Raw genomic sequence first — 17,229 nt, forward strand, 5'->3', positions numbered from 1 at the left:
AGACCACGGACAGCGCGTTCTTTCTTCTTTTTTGATCAATGTGTTAGGCAACACCCCGGCGACCCATAATTGGTCTATGGGCGCTATTCGGCTGAGTATTGGCTTGCAGGGGCTTCCGGGGCCGGATGAGGGCCCGCCATGGTTTCGGGCATCTCAATCAGGGCCAAAAGGCCTGCTGCGACGATCAAAACACCACCAGACAGCCGCGCGATGACGTTCGTGCCACCGCGCCTGACCAGCCAGGGCATCACCCGCGCAGCACCCATTGCGTAAATCATTACGAAACTGTAATCAAGAAACACGAAGGTTGCACCAAGGATCACCAGCTGCATTGCGAGCGGCTGACCGGGATCGACGAATTGCGGGAACAGTGCACCGAAAAAGGCAATCGCCTTGGGGTTTCCGGCCGCAACCAGAAAGCCTTCGCGAAACAGACGCAGGCCATTTGCCGGTTCAAAGCGCGCCTGACTATTCGTTTCGAATCCGGTTTTGATGCTGATTTCCGTGGGCTTGCGGAAGAAGGACATCAAACCGAGTACCAGAAGAAAGGCAACACCGCACCATTTGACAACGGCAAAGGCAGTTTCCGATGTTGCCAGGATCGCCCCGACACCAAGGGCTGCAATCAGCATCTGGATCATGTTTGCCGTGACATCGCCAAGAGCGGTCATCAGGGTCGGCCGCGCGCCATAACGCAGCGCATGCGACATGCCGATCAGGATGTTAGAGCCTGTTTCGATTAGCTTGCACCGCTTTTGTTCGTGTTTGGCGAATTGTTTGGCAAGGCACAGCGCGCCGGACGATGAGGTGCATCGTTCAAGCGGTGTAACGCCGCAAAACATCGCCAAACCGAACCCTCCGGGCCGGGACATTCCTCTGCCCCGCAGCGTCAAGGCCCTGGACCGTAGCACCGCTACGCTCTGCGATCCTTTCCTTGCCAGACAGAGGAATGTCCTCGGCAAAACGGTGCAAGCTAATCGAAACAGGCTCTGAGCCCGGTGTCAGGACAAGCAAAAAGACCAGCAGGGTAAAACTGAGCCAGATTTCAAAGGACATGGTTGGGGCAACTCCGGTGACGATCCGTCCCGGATATCACACACAGCCCGACAAATTGACAAGTGCCGGTTTGGCAATGGGCCATGCGTGAACTGCGTAAGGCCACGTCTGGCTGCGCCCCAAGATCACTGATGGGTTGGATAGAAGGTAAGCGCGCCGCCCCTAGCGGGGTTTGGCGTCGCCCGGCCAGAAGTCATAGAACATACGGATCTGGACCGAGCGCAGGGTGTCGGGCGGAAGGACGTTCTGCCCGGTGCGCAGGAGCTTGTTCTGAAGGGCGGCGAAATAGCGATTGCCGGCCGGCTGGAACGGGCTAAAGGGTGGTTCCTTGACGAGCTCCTCGCCTTTTTCCTCGGCCTCGGCGGCAGCTGCGGCTTCAGCGGCCAGCTCTTCCTCGGTCTTGGGTGGCGGGGGCGGGAGAAGATCGGGACCGACATATTTAAAGCTGCGCTTGCCCGGTTCGCGGCTTTCATAGCGCTGTTCGGTATCGCGATACATCAGACGCTGCAGATCGACCAGGAAGGCGTTGATGACCTTGGGCAGGCGTTGTTCGATCAACCCAGCCGCCTGACGCGAGGTTCCTTCAAGCCAGATATTAAAGACGATCTGGCGAATGGCACCGCTTTTGCGCAAGACGATGGTCAGGGAGACCGGATCAGGCACAACAACTGTTTCGGGAATTTCTGGAACAGCCGGTTCTTCGGGTTCTTCGGTCTTGGCGTCATCTGCGGGCGGATCGCTGGCCCGAGCGGCCGGGATTGCCAAAGAGAGCATGGCAAGCACCAGTGCCGTGATCAGCAGATGGCCAAAAAGTCGATGTCCGGTTCGATTTTGGATCGCACGTGACAACATATTTACCCTTAAACCTGACTTTACAGTCCTGTTTTTATTACCTTTTCAGACGGGTTGCAACCGATCAGGCGTCAAACTTCCGGCCTAGCTTGCAACAAATTCCGTTCCCGCCGCCCGAAGATCAAGGGCCGCTGCCAGCAGGGCCTTGGTGTAGGGCTGCGTCGGGTTGTCAAAGACATCAGCCGCCGCGCCGCTTTCGACCAGTTTGCCACCCTGCATGACCATGACGCGATGAGACACTGCACGCACAACGCGCAAATCATGACTGATGAACAAGTATGCCATTTTATGGCGCGCCTGCAAATCACGCAGCAATTCAACAATCTGCGCCTGTACCGACATATCAAGGGCAGAGGTCGGTTCATCCAGTACGATGAAGCGTGGCTTTAAGACCAATGCACGGGCAATCGAAATACGTTGACGCTGCCCGCCGGAGAATTCGTGCGGATAACGGTCCATGGCATTTTGCGGCAGGTCGACCTCCGACAATGCCTCGGCAATGCGGGCTTCGCGTTCGGCCTTGGACAGGGTTGGTTCATGGATTTCAAGCCCCTCGCCGACGATCTGGGCAATCGACATGCGCGGGCTGAGGGATCCGAACGGATCCTGGAACACGACCTGCATATCGCGACGCAGCTTGCGCAAATCCGCCCCAGCAAAGCCACGAATGTCCTGCCCGGCAAAGCGGATATCGCCACTTGATTTCAAAAGCCTGAGGATCGCCATGGCAAGTGTGGTCTTGCCCGAGCCACTTTCCCCGACAATACCAAGGGTTTCCCCCTGCTTGAGCGTCAGCGAAATCTGATCGACCGCATTGAGGTAATGATCAGGACGCCCGAGGATGCCCTTGCGGCCAATCGGGAACTGCACATGGATGTTGCTGGTTTCAAGCAGATCGCTTGCGTTTTCGGGCAAGGCAGGTGCTTCGCCACTAGGCACAGCCGAAAGCAGCTTTTTGGTATAGGCGTGCTTGGGCGCTTCAAAGAGCGCGTGAGCTTCGCCGGCCTCGACAATTTCGCCGTCCTTCATGACACAAACGGTCTGCGCCATTTTCTGAACGATCTGCAGATCATGGGTGATCAGCAAAAGCGCCATGCCGAGTTTGTCCTGCAGCTCCTTGAGCAGTTCAAGGATCTGCGCTTGAATGGTGACATCAAGGGCCGTGGTCGGTTCATCGGCAATCAGCAATTCCGGCTCGTTGGCAAGCGCCATGGCGATCATCACACGCTGGCGCTGGCCGCCGGAAAGCTCATGCGGCAGGGCCTTGAGCCGGGATGCCGGATCGGGAATGCCAACCAGTTCCAACAGTTCAAGAATCCGCGCCCGTGCCTTGGCCCCACGAAGGCCCTTGTGGAGCAACAACACCTCGCCGATCTGCTTTTCGATATTGTGCAGCGGGTTGAGTGACGTCATCGGTTCCTGAAAGATCATCGAGATCCGGTTGCCACGGATCTTGCGCAGCGGGCGTTCCTTGGCCCCAACCATTTCCTGCCCGTCAAAGACGATGGAGCCGGACGGGTGGCTTGCGCGCGGATAGGGCAGCAATTGCAGGATCGAAAGGGCCGTGACCGATTTGCCCGAGCCACTTTCACCAACAAGCGCCATGGTCTGACCGCGTTTCAGGCTAAAGGACACGTCCTTGACCGCCGTTACATCGGCGAATTTGACCGAGAGATCCTTGATCGTCAGGAGCGGTTGCGTATCAGTTGTTGAGGTCATTTCCGTCTCCTAAAACGTCTTGCGCGGATCAAACGCATCGCGCACCGCCTCGCCGATAAAGATCAGAAGACTCAGCATCACCGCAATGGCAAAGAAGGCCGTCAGACCAAGCCATGGTGCCTGCAGGTTGTTCTTACCCTGCGAGAGCAATTCACCAAGCGACGGCGAGCCGGGCGGCATGCCAAGCGACAGGAAGTCGAGCGAGGTGAGCGCAACAATCGATCCATTCAGCACAAACGGCAGGAAGGTGATGGTGGCAACCATCGCATTGGGCAGAACATGGCGATACATAATCCGGTAATCGGTCATGCCCAGCGCCCGTGCAGCCCGGACATATTCAAAATTACGCGCACGCAGGAATTCTGCACGGACAAGACCAGTCAAACTCATCCAGCTAAACAGCACGAGGATGAATAAAAGCGTCCAGAAACCCGGCGCAAACAGGCTTGCAAGAATGATCAGGATGAAGAGTTGCGGCAAGCCCGACCAGATTTCGATCACACGCTGGAAGCCGAGATCGACCCAGCCGCCGAAATAGCCCTGCACAGCCCCGGCGGCGATGCCGATTACGGAACTGACGGCAGTCAGTGCCAAACCAAACAGGATGGAAATCCTGAAACCGTAAATCAGGCGTGCGAGAACATCGCGGCCCAACTCATCGGTGCCCAGCAAATGGCGCATGGAGGGCGGGGCCGGTTGCGGTTCGCGCATTCCGAAATCGATGGTGTCATAGGAAAACGGAATAACCGGCCAGATGGCAAAGCCGTTCTCAGAAATCTTGCCCTGAATATAGGGATCATAGAAATCGGTCTCGACGTCAAAATCGCCGCCATAGGCCGTTTCGGGATGGTCGGACAGGATCGGGATATACCAGTCATCGCCATATTTGACGAAGATCGGTTTGTCATTGGCGACCAGTTCGGCCACCAGACAAATGACAAACAGGATGGCAAAGATCACAAGCGACCAATAGCCGCGCTTGTTGGCCTTGAAGTTCGACAGACGCCGACGGTTAAGCGGTGAGAGAACAGCATTGAACATGATCAATTCCCCCGCCCTTCGAAGTCGATCCGTGGATCAACGAAGTGATAGCTGAGGTCACTGATCAGGTTCATGATCAGGCCAAACAGCGTGAAGAAATAAAGGGTGGCAAACATCACCGGATAGTCACGCGTCATTACCGCGTTAAAACCAAGCAAACCGAGACCATCAAGTGAGAAGATCACCTCGATCAGGACCGAGCCGGTAAACAGCATACCAACCAGGGCACTGGGGAACCCGGCAATGATCAGAAGCATGGCGTTACGGAAGACGTGGCCATAGAGCACGCGCTTTTCGGTCAGGCCCTTGGCACGGGCGGTCACGACATATTGCTTGTTAATCTCATCCAGGAACGAGTTCTTGGTCAGCATGGTCAGGGTGGCAAAACCCGAAATCGTGAGGGCTATGATCGGCAGGGTCAGATGCCAGAAATAATCAACGATCTTGCCCCACAGGGACAGTTGTTCCCAATTTGACGATGTCAGCCCGCGTAACGGGAACCAGTCAAGATAGGCCCCACCGGCAAACAGAACGATCAGCATGACGGCAAACAGGAAGCCCGGAATGGCAAAGCCGACAATGATGGCAGCAGACGACCAGATATCGAAGTTCGAGCCATCACGCACCGCCTTGGTAATGCCAAGCGGGATCGAGATGATGTAAATGATCAGCGTCGACCATATCCCCAGCGAGATCGAGACCGGCATTTTATCAAGCACCAGATCGACGACATCGCGATCCTGGAAGTAGCTTTGGCCGAAATCAAACGTCAGATAGTTCTTCATCATCATCCAGAAGCGTTCGTGTGCTGGCTTGTCAAAGCCAAACTGCACTTCGAGCTGCTTGATGACTTCGGGATCGAGCCCTTGCGCACCGCGATAGTTCGATGTCGATGAGAAGTTGTTGCCCGAGGCCGATGGTGCGCCTGATGCAGAGCCCCCACCGCTATCCCCGCCCTGATTGGTAATGCGCGCGGTTGAAGAAACAGCCGTTCCCTGAAGCTGGGCTATCACCTGTTCAACCGGACCGCCAGGCGCAAATTGAATGATCGCGAAGTTCAGTACCATGATGCCAAACAGCGTGACCGGGATCAGCAGCAAACGCCGCAGAATATAGTTCAGCATGGCTTAGAATCCCCCCATCTTGAGCTTGGCTGATTTTTCGGGGTCGATCCACCAACGCATGACCGATGCCCCCTTAAGCGGGACATCCTTGGGACGGCCAAACACATTCCACCAGGCCAAACGTTCACCACCAAGATAGTATTGCGGAATCACGTAGTATCCCCACAACAGAACTCGATCGAGCGCATGGGTGGCAGTGACCAGCTCGTCCCAGCTATTTGCCGAGGCGACCTTGTCAATCATGGCATCAACCACGGGGCTTTTGATGCCAGCAAAGTTACGCGATCCGGGTTGATCGGCAGCTTCCGAGCTCCAGAACACGCGTTGCTCATTGCCCGGTGTCAGAGATTGTTGCCACCAGAACGTGATGGCTTCAAAATCGAAGGCCTGAATACGGTTGATCCATTGTCCGGTATCGATCAGGCGAATGTCCATGGTGATGCCAAGCTGTTTGAGGCGGGCCTTCATCACCAAAGCAATCTTTTCAATGCCCGGCTGACGAATGATCAGCTCGAACCGGAAAGGTTGCCCTGTTTCCTTATTGACCAGAACCTTGTCGCGCACTTCCCAGCCAGCTTCGTTTAGAAGCGTCATGGATTCACGTAGCGCCTTTCGACGCCCGTCAGCTTCGTCAAAGTTTGGAAGCTCGAAGGGTTGGGTAAAAAGTTCGGGCGGCAATTGATCGCGGTAAGGTTCCAACAAGGCCAATTCATTGCCGGTCGGGATGCCACTTGACGCCAGATCAGAATTGACAAAATAACTGTCAGTCCGCTTGTAGGCCCCATAGAACATGGCCTGGCTTAGCCATTGGAAATCAAAGCCGTATTGCAGTGCCTTGCGCACCCGCCAATCAGAAAACAGCGGCAAGCGGTTGTTAAAGACGTAGGCCTGCATGCCGACAGGCAAGTGATCCGGCAGGAATTCTTTCTGGATGTCCCCGCGTTCGACCGCAGGTGTTTTATAGGCGGTACTCCAGTCACGCGATGAATGTTCTGACCGCACCATATATTCCCCGGCCAGAAACGCCTGACGCTCGACCTCCGGGTCGAGGTAAACATCGTAGCGAATGGTATCGAAGTTACTCTGGCCGCGATTTACCGGAAGATCGGCCGCCCAGTAATCGGGATTGCGTTTATAGGTGATCCGGCGTCCTGCTTCGATGCTGTCGACCATGTATGGTCCACTGCCAACCGGGATTTCGAACGTGGTTTTTGAGAAATCCTTACCGTCCCAGAACTTCTTGGGCATGATCGAAATGCCGGCCACGGTCATCGGGGTTTCGCGGTTATTTCCGGGTTTGAAAGTGAATTTGACCGTCAACTCATCAAGCGCCTCGGCCCCGTCGATCTGGGAAAAATACTGCCGGTAAACCGGGCTGCCTTTTTCGACCAGGATTTCATAGGAAAACACCACGTCTTCGGCGGTGATGTCGCTGCCATCCTGAAAACGCGCGCGCGGATCAAGGTGGAAGATGGCAAAGGATCGGTCTTCGGGGACTTCGATCGAGTGCGCAATCAGACCATACATTGCATAGGGTTCATCCGCACTCGAAGTCATCAGGCTATCATAGATCAGGCCTAGGCCTGCGGCGGGCGTCCCCTTAAGGGTAAAGGGATTAAGCGTATCGAACGGCGAGATCGAGGATTGCACCAGCGTGCCGCCCTTGGGCGCGTCGGGGTTCACATAATCAAAATGATGGAAGTCCGGCCCGTATTTCAGATCGCCATAAAGCGAAATGCCGTGTGATCGGGTGGTCAGCGGCGCGAGATCGGCCTCATCCACCGGGACTGTCGGTGCCGGGTTAATTACCGGTGTTTCGCCGCCTTGCGCGTTCGCGGGGTTGATCGGCACCATGGCCGTAAACAGGGTGAGTGCACCGGCAAACAGGATGGATGTCATGGTCATGGCCAGACGTTCCCTGCCCGGCATTTTCATGCTGGCTGCATACGAAATCATGTGATTGTCGACTTCCCCTGATGCAAGCTGATCACTGCTTTATTATGTGGACTTAATCTGTGCGGTGCAATCGGTGGTCGGGCATTGACAATGTGTCATGCCGTCCACCTGTGAAAGATGCCACACTAGAAGTATCTGATAGTCACTACTAAATCGTTCAATTTCAAGGCACCATCACGTGACTTTGCCGTAGGACGAGTCTTTTTGGCTCAGTTTTCGCCGGGAGGTTTCAAGCTTGATCTCGGCCATCAACCAGTCGCGAAATGCCTTGACCTTGCGGCGCTCCAAACGGCCGCGCGGATAGACCAGCGAATAGGCATAGGGACTGTCGACCGGCAGATCAAACGGCACCGTCAAACGGTTGGTGACAACATATTCCCCGATCATCGCCGGATCGGAAATCACCACGCCAAAGCCGCTTGCCGCGGCCTCCATCGCCATATCAAGGGTGGCAAAAACCGGCCCCTTGGTGCCATCGACGCCCTGAATGCCCGTACCTTCAAGCCAGATGCGCCAGTCTTCGCGCTGGGCCGAGCAATGCAGAAGCGTCACACCCGCGAGGTCTTCGGGGGTTTTGAGTTGCTTGGCTAGGCTTGGGTGGCACACCGGCAGCAGGCGTTCACCGGTCAGGAATTCATGAACGAGCTGTTCGTTCGCGTGGTCGGCAAAACGGATGGCGATATCGACCTCGTTAAAATCGACCGAGGCCAGATCATCGTTATAGGTGCCCAGCTGGACCTGAAAATCGGGATATTCCATCTGAAAACGACCCAGCCGTGGCACGATCCAGCGCATGGAAAACGTCAGCGGGGCGGACACGGACAGCAAGGTGTCATCCGCGCGATCTTCGACCTTGGCCACCGCATCTTCGATGGCATCAAAGGCGGGTGTCAGGGATTCCAACAGGTTCTGACCCGCGCGGGTCAACCGCAGGCTTCTGTGGTGGCGTTCAAACAGCTGGCGACCAAGCACCTCTTCGAGATGCTGCACCTGTCGACTGACAGCCCCTTGGGTCACGTTAAGCTCATGTGACGCTTTGGTGAAACTTTCGAGTCTTCCGGCTACTTCGAAGGCACGAAGCGCATTTAGCGGCAATGGACGGCGTTTCATGACAGACACTTTGCATGAGTTTTAGTCATGCAATGATGACAAAAGGTGGTTTGAGCGCAAGCATTTTTTCCGGTAACCCTGAGTTAAGAGCGTGTTGTACTAAATCTGCTTCACTTTGTTTGTTTTTGGCGTGCCCTTTGGCAAGGCACAGCGTGCAGAGCGATGCGGCGCATCGGTCAAACGATGTAACGCCGCGAAAGGCCGCCAAAATCAAACCCTTCGGGCCGGGACATCCTTCCGCCCCGCAGCGTCAGGATCTTCGACCGTAGCCCCGGCTACGCTCTGCAGACCCTTCCTAGCAGGACAAAAGGATGCCCTCGGCAAAGGGATGCAGGTTTAGTACAGCACGCTCTGACAGAGATTATCGATGCAGGGCCGCTGAATTGTTGAGAGCAGGCCTAGTTTCAAAAGGATTAGAGCAATGGTTGCTATCACCAAAGAAGTTGGCGCATTCACCGCCACCCATCGTCATCACAATGCCACCAGCCTGCTGGAGCTGCCGCGTACTTGGGTCAAACGTTACGACCTGCGTCAGAAGCTGGCCGACATGGACGCACACATGCTGCGCGATATCGGTTGGACCGTCTATGACGCGAAACGCGAAGCGGCCAAGCCGTTCTGGAAAGCTTAACCCGCGCGCAAGCGCATTATACCGAGTATTTTGTCATGCAGAACAATGTATCCCCGCTGCACAGCGCAATTACTTTCCCGCTCCAGGTTCTGATTGAAGCCCTGATGGACGCGTGGAAAGGCCTTAGCCTTAAATAAGGCTTCAGGGTCAGAACCATTCAAACCAAATTGACTGGTTCTGACCCTGCGAATCCCTGAGCGCATGTTCCAGCCTCCCCCCGGAGGAACATGCGTAGATAAATGCCGGTCACAATCCCCTTGTGACCGGCATTTTTTATTGGCCTTGGCGATACGCTACTTCTTCTCGGGATAGCGCAGATACATCAGGTTTGCCGCGTTCAGCACCGAATACATCACCGCGAACTGGGCGTTGAATTCGAACTTTTCGGGCTTGGGATCAAACATGTCATAGATCTCGCCAATCGAGCGCTTGCCATCAATGCGCGACAGGATCGCAGGCGATGCCGAGGGCATGGTACGCGTCACGGCAAGCCCTGTGAAGGTGATCTTGATATTGCCGGTCTTGGCAACCGAACGCGCCAAGTTTGCCCCTTCTATACGAGTGAAGGTTGGAATCAATTCAGGCGACGGGACCGGTGGTTTGACCTTGTTCTTGGCCTTAACGACATAAAAAATGTGCTTGGTGATGTTGCCCGCCATCAGCTCTGCCAGCGCAGCGCGATCTCGGAACGGCACATGAACCGCCTTATCAAGCACATCATGGCGCGAACAGTAGGTGGTCGGGTCATAGCGCATCGGTTCGATAAAGTTCTGCAGGCGCAGGCCAGCGCCCTCGACAAAATCAAAGACTTCATCGACGCGATAGGCGCGGTCCTGCTGATGCAGAAGAAGGTCATAGAACCCGGCATCGCCACCATGGATGTGATCGCCGACAAACGGATTGCGTTTGAGCCAGTTGGTCCCGGGAAGCGAATTAAACAGCGCCTTGCCGAAATGAAGGCGTTTGGCCCCGCCGGCCTTGGCATTAAGGCGCTCCATCATTTCCTGCATGTGATAGACGCCCTGGCGACCAATCTCGCCATAGACCATTAGCCCCATGCCACCATTGGGTTTGAGCGCATCGGTCAGTGCCTTGAGCCCGGCATCGGGATCGGGCAGGTGATGGAGCACACCGCAGCAATCAATATAGTCGAACGGGCCGTATTCTGCGGCCAGATCAACAAAGGATCCGGTGACAAAGGTGACGTTCTTTTCAAGATTGCGGCGCTTGATGCGGGCTTCGGCAATGGCGCGCGAGCTTTCGGACAGATCGATATAGACGATCTCGGCCTTGGCTTTGCGGTCACGCGCCTGCTGGGCCAGCATAACCAGCGCATCGCCGGTGCCACCACCTGCGACAAGGATTTTGATTTTGCCTTTGGCCGATGGATCGCGCCCGCCAAAGACAAAATGAACGACCTCGTCCCAGTTGCCCGGCGATCCGGTAATCAGGCGCTTGTCCTCATCCTCCGGATTCCGGTCCGGATAGGGATAGGTTTCATACTGATCACGGGTCTTTTCAGAAGACTGGACGTGATCGGGCCTGTTTTTGTCGTCGGGCATTGCGGCGAAATCCGGCAGAGAAGTGGTTGGGACGCGGGTATCCTATACCAACGAATCAGAGCGTGTTGAGCGAAATCTGATTAACTTTGTATGTTTTTGGCGCGCACTTTGGCAAGGCACGGCGTGCAGAGCGATGCGGCGCATCGGTCAAACGGTGTAACGCTGCGAAAGGCCGCCAAAAACATACCCTTCGGGCCGACCAACCCTTTGCCCCTCGGCGTCAAAGTCCTTGCCCGTAGCACCACTACGCTCTGCGGACCTTTCCTTGCGGAACAAAGGGTTGCCTTCGGCAAAGTAAAACAGATTTCGCGCAACACGCTCTTGTTAAGAAAATCCGCGTATTTACCTGTTTGCACGACAATCGATCACAAGCTTGCCGGTTGCACTGCGATCGCGGATAGACGCCAGGGCCTCCATCGCGCCTTCAAGGCGATAAATGTGCGAAATCATCGGGCGGATCGCCCCGGATTTCAGGCGATCGAGCAGCTCTGCCATGCCTGCTTGTGCGATATCGGGATTCTGTTCGAGATAGGCGCCAAAATAAAAGCCGATGGCGGTGACATTCTTGACCAGCAGGATATTGGCCGGGATTTGCGGCACCGTGCCGCTGGCAAAGCCGATGAGAAGCATGCGCGCACCGGGCGCAACACAGCGCAGGCTTTGATCAAACACATCCCCGCCGACCGGATCATAGACGACATCGACCCCTTTGGGCTTTCCAAGCGGGCTTGTGATCTCAAGCACCCGATCGCGGATGTTTTCGGACTTATAGTCAATGACATGATCCGCGCCATGTTCGCGCGCGATCTGGCATTTGTCCGCCCCACCCGCCGTGGCGATTACAATGCCCCCCAGAAGCTTGGCGCATTCGACCGCCGTCAGGCCGACCCCGCCGGCCGCACCATGGACCAGAACAACCTCGCCCGGTTTGACTTCGGCGCGATATTTCAAGGCAAACCAGCTTGTGCCATAGGCAACCTGGAAGGCAGATGCACTTTCGAAATCCACACCATCTGGCAGCGGGATCACAAGACTGCCATCGGCAATCACCTGTTCGGCATACCCGCCCCAATCGGGCAGCGCCATGACCGCATCGCCGGGTTTGACATGGGTGACACCATCGCCAACGGCGCGCACCGTGCCACTGACTTCAAAGCCCGGAGAAAACGGACCAACGGGACGTTTTTGATATTTGCCGAGCAAAATCAGGGTATCGGCGAAATTGACCCCGCAGGCGGCAACATCAATCAGGACCTGACCGGGCCCGACGACGGGATCCGGGGCATCGATCCATTGTGGTTCTTCGCCAAATGCGTTGCACACCCACGCCTTCATCCCGGTTTTCCTGCCTGTTGTGATCCTGATGCCCGGCAGTGTGCCGTGCACAATAGTCCGAGACAAGCCGACAAAGGACTAAACCCGCGCGGGATCGGGCGGGTCGAACAGCAAAAATCGAACGGGATCAGAAAATGCGCTGACGCTTGCGCTTGCGGGTCAGCAGAAGAAGAATGGCAGAGGGTACAAACAGCACGACAAGCGCCGGGGCCAACAGAACAGGCACAAAGATGGTGTCCCACGCCCAGACAGAAATATAGCGCTGAATGACGGATTGCAGCAGGTTCAGGCTGCCGGTATCAAGGCGATACCAGAGCTCGCCCGCGGCGACCAATCGAAAACTGCCTGTTTGAAGCGCGGTAATGGAATCATCGACCAGCACGGCGATGCTGGCGAATAGCAGTAACCATCCCAACGCCCGGAAAAACCACATTATCCTCTCCAAACTACCTGTCAGGGTCGGTATATTAGCAAATATTGCCGATACCCTAACGGGTCTGTGCGACTGTCGTAAAGGGGGCTTTCACGGACCCCTGTTTCGCGTAACAGTCGCAAACGCTTACCTCAAACCTTACGGATGAGACCTCAACAAGAAGTAAAGATTATGGCAAGGCCTTCATTACCAAGGGTTTCAGACGGTTAAGTACCAAAACAGCAGGGTGCTTTACGGGGGTATTCAGGGGGATTTGAGCAAAGTGAAAAAAGAGGCTGATTGGGCCTTGTCAAGCGCGGGCGTCTCGGCTAATGTCCGCCCGCTTTCGCGATATATCAAAGATCGCATGTGGAGAGGTGGCCGAGTGGTTTAAGGCGCACGCCTGGAAAGCGTGTTGGGGTGTAAGCCCCTCAGGGGTTCGAATCCCCTCCTCTCTGCCACTTAGCTCAAAAAACTATTTCCTATCTGCAAAAACAAGATCTACCCGCCAGCTTCGTTGTGTCGAGGTTCGTTTTCCGTGGATTTGGCACATTTCCCGATAGCAAGCCATTGAGCAGATTGAACTAAGGGCTCTACATAACCTCTCTTAGTCCTGATCATTGCGGCGAATAAAGAACCCTGCAGTAATCCAACCCTGCCTTACGTCTGCGATCCAAGAACTTTGGACATCTGCAAGTGAACGACCACACCAGAGTGCCATTTCTTCGAGCGCTGCATCGATACTGCCCAATCGCTGGATCGAAGTCAGAAAACGAAAGTGAAACGGGCTGAGGGGAAAAGTCGTCGTTTGGAAATCCTTGCGCACAATCGCAACCAGTTGCTGCACTGGCGCAGGATAGAGCGGAGATTTTCCGGCGCGCACTTCGTGATAATACCAGGCAACCGGAAAACGGAACTGTGCCAGAACGAGACCGGGTAACAGAATCAATTCATTGTCTGGCGTTTGGATTGACGGCCACGGTTTACCCTCGTGCCCAGGGGCATCGAAAAGATGAAACAGCATTCGTTCGTAGGTTGCCAGATCAATCATGAAATCGACCCAGGGCTCGCGCTCTTCTGGGTGCAAATCACGATCGGGGCGGTTTTCTTCCATCCACGCGGCAAAACGCCGACCAAGTTCGTAGAGCGTGTAGCTATCAGACGGACAGGTTCTCAGATACTCATCGGCAAAATCACAAAAAAGGTCCTCTCCGAGCGCATGGAGCGTGGCAGGAAATTGTCCCATCAAGCAAATTCTGAGCCGGATGATGTAGCTACGCTGATAAATGCCAAGGCATGACGCCGCATCCAGTTGCGCACCGGGCAAAAAGGTTTCGGTCACGCTTTCCCCATCGACCCTGCCGGGCGCAATCAGCGCACTCATCATCCAGCGCTGAACCTTTGACAAAGAGCCGCCATCCGCTGTCATGGTATTTGGATCCTGCTGTCATTCATGACGTTCGGCACCAGGAAATCTACCGGCGTGGAAGTGGTTGTTTTGCGTCGTTGCGGTACCATTTGTTCAGGGAGCGGGGCAATGTCATCAATATAGGCCTGCGCACGCAAGACTTCTGCATGAACACGTTCAAACTCCGGCACGTCACCATCCCATTCCAAAAGCACGGCAGCACCACCAGTCTTCTGCCAGGCTGTTCGGAACAGTTGCCATACGTCGTCACATACGGGGCTGTCATGGGTGTCGACTATATGCGTGCCGCAATGCTGATGCCCGGCCAGATGCATTTGAACCACCCGATCAAACGGGAATGCCTTCATATAGTCGGATGTACTGGTGCCAGCATTAAAACAGGTAACGTAGACATTGTTCACATCGAGCAGAAGCCGACATCCCGTGGCATCACAAAGGGCACGCAGGAAATCCGGCTCGCTGATTGTTGACTTCTGGAACTGCACATAGCTGCTGGGGTTTTCAAGAACCAGTGGTCGCTCCAAAACATCTTGTGCCTGCCGGACCCGCTCAACGACATGGTCGAGCGCCTCTTCTGTCAACATCATCGGAAGAAGGTCGTGGCTGTTAAGCCCCAAAATGCCTGTCCAGCAGAGGTGATCACTAACCCAGCGGGCGCTGACATCGTCTGCAAGCTTTTTGAGTTTTGCCAAATAGGCCATATCAAGCGGATCGGTGCTCCCGATTGACATGGAGACACCATGCAACACAACCGGATAACGTTCGGCAATCTGGTCTAGTACCCAACGGGGTCGCCCACCTGAATCCATGAAGTTTTCCGAGATTGCCTCGAACCAATCAACTTCGGGCCATTCCGCCAAGATATGGTCAAAATGACAATTGCGCAGCCCTATGCCCAGACCCAGCAGCTCGAAAGCCGGGTCCGGGTGGGAGGATTGCACTTCGCTTTTATCAGCAACCTTATCCATCAGGCACAGCTGCCCGCGCCACTCATGCCACTGGCACCACAAGCCGTCATACCCTGACCACTATAGTCCTGAATCCACTCAATAATGGGACCATATTTAAACAGATGAGGATGCGGAACGGATGGCGGTGTTTCTGGCAGATTTGGGTTCTTGGCTCGTAGTTTTGGATAAGTTTCTTTCTCAAAGATTTCGCGCGCGCGCGACCAGACGCCCTTACCCTGGTTTGGACCCATCGTGCTGAAGCGTTCAGCATTGATTGGCGTCGCACACGAGCCAAGGGTTGCACAGTCATTGCCACCAGGATTGTTTTGTTCCTCTGCCGTGCCATACAGGCCACATCCCCCCTGACCGGCACAATTGTTTTTCACATGGCAGGTATGGTCTGCGACAAGTGGCTGGGACGGATTGGCATAATTGTAAGCCAGTGCTGTGGAACAATAACCCTGCCCTGCACAATCATTCTGACGAGTCCGGCCCTGATTGGCACAAGAATTCAAACCCATACAGGCGTGCCGAACTTCATTTGCACCAATTTCCGCTGGCGGGTTCGCCGGAAATTGCGGAAGCCCTCCCCAATAAGGGCTGACATCAAACAATGTCGGGATCATATCAATATAATACTTGATATAACTATCCGTGTACCACTTGGCGGTGCCATACTTATTATCGAGCTCGGCGCACATTTTTTTCAAGTTTGAAAATGCCTGATCGCGCGTGCCCAAGTCGATATTTTCAAATGACGGTGCGAAAGCAACCTCCCTTACCAGAGATCCACACGTTACCGTCGCCTGCTGCGTACGCATGGCTTGGAGAACCTTATCCAGGATCCAGATCATCGAACGATGCAGGGCCTGATTGAAATAAACCTTCTGAAATTTAGGCCCAACCTTAAAGATGGTCTCGGTCATGATCAGCATATATTGGTAAAGACCATTCACCACATCTGCACATTCCTTGAAACCTTGGCCATACTGTGCTGCCTCAGGATTGGTTGGAACGTTATAGACAAAACACTCCAAATTTTTGTTCGTGATAGGGTCCTGTGCAGGCTTCGGCGGCTTAGGATTGGCCGGGATTTTTTCATGCTTCGGGTCATAGCCCTCAAGTTTCGATTGCAACGTTAGAAACTTGTAATAATGGGACAATTCTTGGTCTGACGGATCGTCAAACTTACTTGGACCATAACCTTCACCCTGCGCATCGATGGTTTGAATTGCCAGAAGCGCACTTTCGCAGCTGTCAACCGTCAGCAATGCCACACCACCGGCATGGCTGTCATCATGGCTGGTAAAATCTGCAACGCGGGCTGCTGAACCCACGACCGGTGTTGGAACAGGACGGTTTTTATTAAAGTTGCCGGTCGGATAAACCGTATCGATATTGTTCGGGGAATAGTTGGTATCCTGAATCTGCCAAGCACGCGCGCCGACCTGGAAATCCTCATCAAGGATATATTTCGAAAGGATAATGCAGCGGACATAGGAATAAACTTGGCCGATTGTGTCCCAGTTATCGCTTTGCGGCGGCGCGTCGGATGTGGCCGGATATTCGATCTCCAGGAACTTCCACATCTGTTCGAGCGAAAACGGCGCGAGCGGAATTTGCATTGGCTTGCAATCAGGTCCCAGCTTCTCATGGTGCGGCAAATTGGCCGGATAAGGCCACGGGGACTTGCCATAGAGTTGCGGCTCCCCCCCCAACGAAAAGAGGATGTTGCATGCCAGCGACATGTGCAGCATTTCCTCGACCGCAACGCTCATGATCAGGGCACCGGCCTCGTCAGCAAAACGGGAAACAGGTGTTGCCGGAAAGCCATCCGGCGTCCGGTCAATGGAATAATAAGTGTAAAGATAGATTGGCAAGGTCGCGAGTTCGATCTCCACAGCGATTTGAAGATGCTCTTTGAGTTCCTTGAGGGCCCGATCACGATTCCATTTTGCAGATTTGTTGATCTTGTTAATCAATATCTTTTCCGCCTTGGTCGGCGGCAGAAGCTTATCGCTGCTAGCTGTGGTTTTTGTCATGGGAACATCC

The 17,229-nt window shown here is 54.8% G+C and carries 14 protein-coding genes and 1 tRNA gene; 2 read left to right on the plus strand and 13 right to left on the minus strand.

All coding sequences use genetic code 11. The features are described 5' to 3' along the window. Positions 1-83: 83 nt before the first annotated feature. From UF64_RS16395 to gcvA, 7 genes are all read right to left on the minus strand, one after another. Positions 84-872, minus strand: a complete 789-nt coding sequence (locus UF64_RS16395) for a LysE family translocator (protein WP_235285118.1) — start codon at positions 870-872, stop codon at positions 84-86. 346 nt (positions 873-1,218) lie between these two features. Next, entirely contained in the window at positions 1,219-1,908 is a 690-nt protein-coding gene (locus UF64_RS16405) for a hypothetical protein (RefSeq protein ID WP_044829701.1), read from the minus strand. Between the two features lie 84 nt (positions 1,909-1,992). Further along, the gene (locus UF64_RS16410; RefSeq protein WP_044829702.1) at positions 1,993-3,627 is read right to left on the minus strand and encodes an ABC transporter ATP-binding protein; all 1,635 of its coding nucleotides are present in this window, start codon (positions 3,625-3,627) and stop codon (positions 1,993-1,995) included. Positions 3,628-3,636: 9 nt separating this feature from the next. Then, complete coding sequence (locus UF64_RS16415) at positions 3,637-4,668, minus strand: ABC transporter permease (protein ID WP_044829703.1); 1,032 nt, start codon at positions 4,666-4,668, stop codon at positions 3,637-3,639. Between the two features lie 2 nt (positions 4,669-4,670). After that, on the minus strand, positions 4,671-5,792 hold the full coding sequence (locus tag UF64_RS16420) for a microcin C ABC transporter permease YejB (protein ID WP_044829704.1): 1,122 nt from the start codon (positions 5,790-5,792) through the stop codon (positions 4,671-4,673). Positions 5,793-5,795: 3 nt separating this feature from the next. Further along, the gene (locus UF64_RS16425) at positions 5,796-7,748 is read right to left on the minus strand and encodes an extracellular solute-binding protein (protein ID WP_235285119.1); all 1,953 of its coding nucleotides are present in this window, start codon (positions 7,746-7,748) and stop codon (positions 5,796-5,798) included. A 174-nt stretch (positions 7,749-7,922) separates the two neighbouring features. Beyond that, positions 7,923-8,858: a transcriptional regulator GcvA gene (gene gcvA, locus UF64_RS16430; RefSeq protein WP_044829705.1), complete on the minus strand. Its 936-nt coding sequence runs from the start codon at positions 8,856-8,858 to the stop codon at positions 7,923-7,925. Between the two features lie 421 nt (positions 8,859-9,279). Here gcvA and UF64_RS16435 point away from each other — a divergent pair, with 421 nt between their 5' ends. Further along, on the plus strand, positions 9,280-9,489 hold the full coding sequence (locus tag UF64_RS16435; RefSeq protein WP_044829706.1) for a DUF1127 domain-containing protein: 210 nt from the start codon (positions 9,280-9,282) through the stop codon (positions 9,487-9,489). 293 nt (positions 9,490-9,782) lie between these two features. Here UF64_RS16435 and UF64_RS16440 read toward each other — a convergent pair whose 3' ends face one another. The 3 genes from UF64_RS16440 to UF64_RS16450 form a co-directional block, all read right to left on the minus strand. Next, positions 9,783-11,051, minus strand: a complete 1,269-nt coding sequence (locus tag UF64_RS16440; protein ID WP_044829707.1) for a bifunctional 2-polyprenyl-6-hydroxyphenol methylase/3-demethylubiquinol 3-O-methyltransferase UbiG — start codon at positions 11,049-11,051, stop codon at positions 9,783-9,785. Between the two features lie 342 nt (positions 11,052-11,393). Continuing rightward, entirely contained in the window at positions 11,394-12,386 is a 993-nt protein-coding gene (locus UF64_RS16445) for an NADPH:quinone oxidoreductase family protein (protein ID WP_044829708.1), read from the minus strand. A gap of 127 nt (positions 12,387-12,513) precedes the next feature. Further along, positions 12,514-12,819, minus strand: a complete 306-nt coding sequence (locus UF64_RS16450; RefSeq protein WP_044829709.1) for a hypothetical protein — start codon at positions 12,817-12,819, stop codon at positions 12,514-12,516. Between the two features lie 350 nt (positions 12,820-13,169). Between UF64_RS16450 and UF64_RS16455 the strand changes: the two genes are divergently transcribed. Beyond that, positions 13,170-13,259 (plus strand) — tRNA-Ser (locus UF64_RS16455). Between the two features lie 146 nt (positions 13,260-13,405). Here UF64_RS16455 and UF64_RS16460 read toward each other — a convergent pair. Genes UF64_RS16460 through UF64_RS16475 form a run of 3 tightly spaced genes read right to left on the minus strand, consistent with a single transcriptional unit; the run spans position 13,406 to position 17,219 of the window. After that, a complete protein-coding gene (locus UF64_RS16460; protein WP_052657677.1) occupies positions 13,406-14,227 on the minus strand; it encodes a DNA-binding domain-containing protein in 822 nt (273 codons plus the stop codon). Next, entirely contained in the window at positions 14,224-15,195 is a 972-nt protein-coding gene (locus UF64_RS16465; protein ID WP_082049838.1) for a DUF692 domain-containing protein, read from the minus strand. The genes UF64_RS16460 and UF64_RS16465 overlap by 4 nt, the downstream gene beginning before the upstream one ends. Continuing rightward, positions 15,195-17,219 (minus strand): ferritin-like protein, encoded by a 2,025-nt coding sequence (locus tag UF64_RS16475; protein WP_052657678.1) that lies wholly within the window; start codon positions 17,217-17,219, stop codon positions 15,195-15,197. Before UF64_RS16475 ends, UF64_RS16465 begins: the two co-directional genes overlap by 1 nt. Between the last annotated feature and the right edge of the window lie 10 nt (positions 17,220-17,229).

Origin of the sequence: Thalassospira sp. HJ, from assembly GCF_000948415.1 — a bacterium.
GTDB lineage: Bacteria > Pseudomonadota > Alphaproteobacteria > Rhodospirillales > Thalassospiraceae > Thalassospira.

Excerpts from the sequence above, each read along its gene's own strand:
- UF64_RS16395 (WP_235285118.1), bottom strand. The coding sequence starts at position 872 with ATGTCCCGGCCCGGAGGGTTCGGTTTGGCGATGTTTTGCGGCGTTACA.
- UF64_RS16405 (WP_044829701.1), bottom strand. The coding sequence starts at position 1,908 with ATGTTGTCACGTGCGATCCAAAATCGAACCGGACATCGACTTTTTGGC.
- UF64_RS16410 (WP_044829702.1), bottom strand. The coding sequence starts at position 3,627 with ATGACCTCAACAACTGATACGCAACCGCTCCTGACGATCAAGGATCTC.
- UF64_RS16415 (WP_044829703.1), bottom strand. The coding sequence starts at position 4,668 with ATGTTCAATGCTGTTCTCTCACCGCTTAACCGTCGGCGTCTGTCGAAC.
- UF64_RS16420 (WP_044829704.1), bottom strand. The coding sequence starts at position 5,792 with ATGCTGAACTATATTCTGCGGCGTTTGCTGCTGATCCCGGTCACGCTG.
- UF64_RS16425 (WP_235285119.1), bottom strand. The coding sequence starts at position 7,748 with ATGATTTCGTATGCAGCCAGCATGAAAATGCCGGGCAGGGAACGTCTG.
- gcvA (WP_044829705.1), bottom strand. The coding sequence starts at position 8,858 with ATGAAACGCCGTCCATTGCCGCTAAATGCGCTTCGTGCCTTCGAAGTA.
- UF64_RS16435 (WP_044829706.1), top strand. The coding sequence starts at position 9,280 with ATGGTTGCTATCACCAAAGAAGTTGGCGCATTCACCGCCACCCATCGT.
- UF64_RS16440 (WP_044829707.1), bottom strand. The coding sequence starts at position 11,051 with ATGCCCGACGACAAAAACAGGCCCGATCACGTCCAGTCTTCTGAAAAG.
- UF64_RS16445 (WP_044829708.1), bottom strand. The coding sequence starts at position 12,386 with ATGAAGGCGTGGGTGTGCAACGCATTTGGCGAAGAACCACAATGGATC.
- UF64_RS16450 (WP_044829709.1), bottom strand. The coding sequence starts at position 12,819 with ATGTGGTTTTTCCGGGCGTTGGGATGGTTACTGCTATTCGCCAGCATC.
- UF64_RS16460 (WP_052657677.1), bottom strand. The coding sequence starts at position 14,227 with ATGACAGCGGATGGCGGCTCTTTGTCAAAGGTTCAGCGCTGGATGATG.
- UF64_RS16465 (WP_082049838.1), bottom strand. The coding sequence starts at position 15,195 with ATGGATAAGGTTGCTGATAAAAGCGAAGTGCAATCCTCCCACCCGGAC.
- UF64_RS16475 (WP_052657678.1), bottom strand. The coding sequence starts at position 17,219 with ATGACAAAAACCACAGCTAGCAGCGATAAGCTTCTGCCGCCGACCAAG.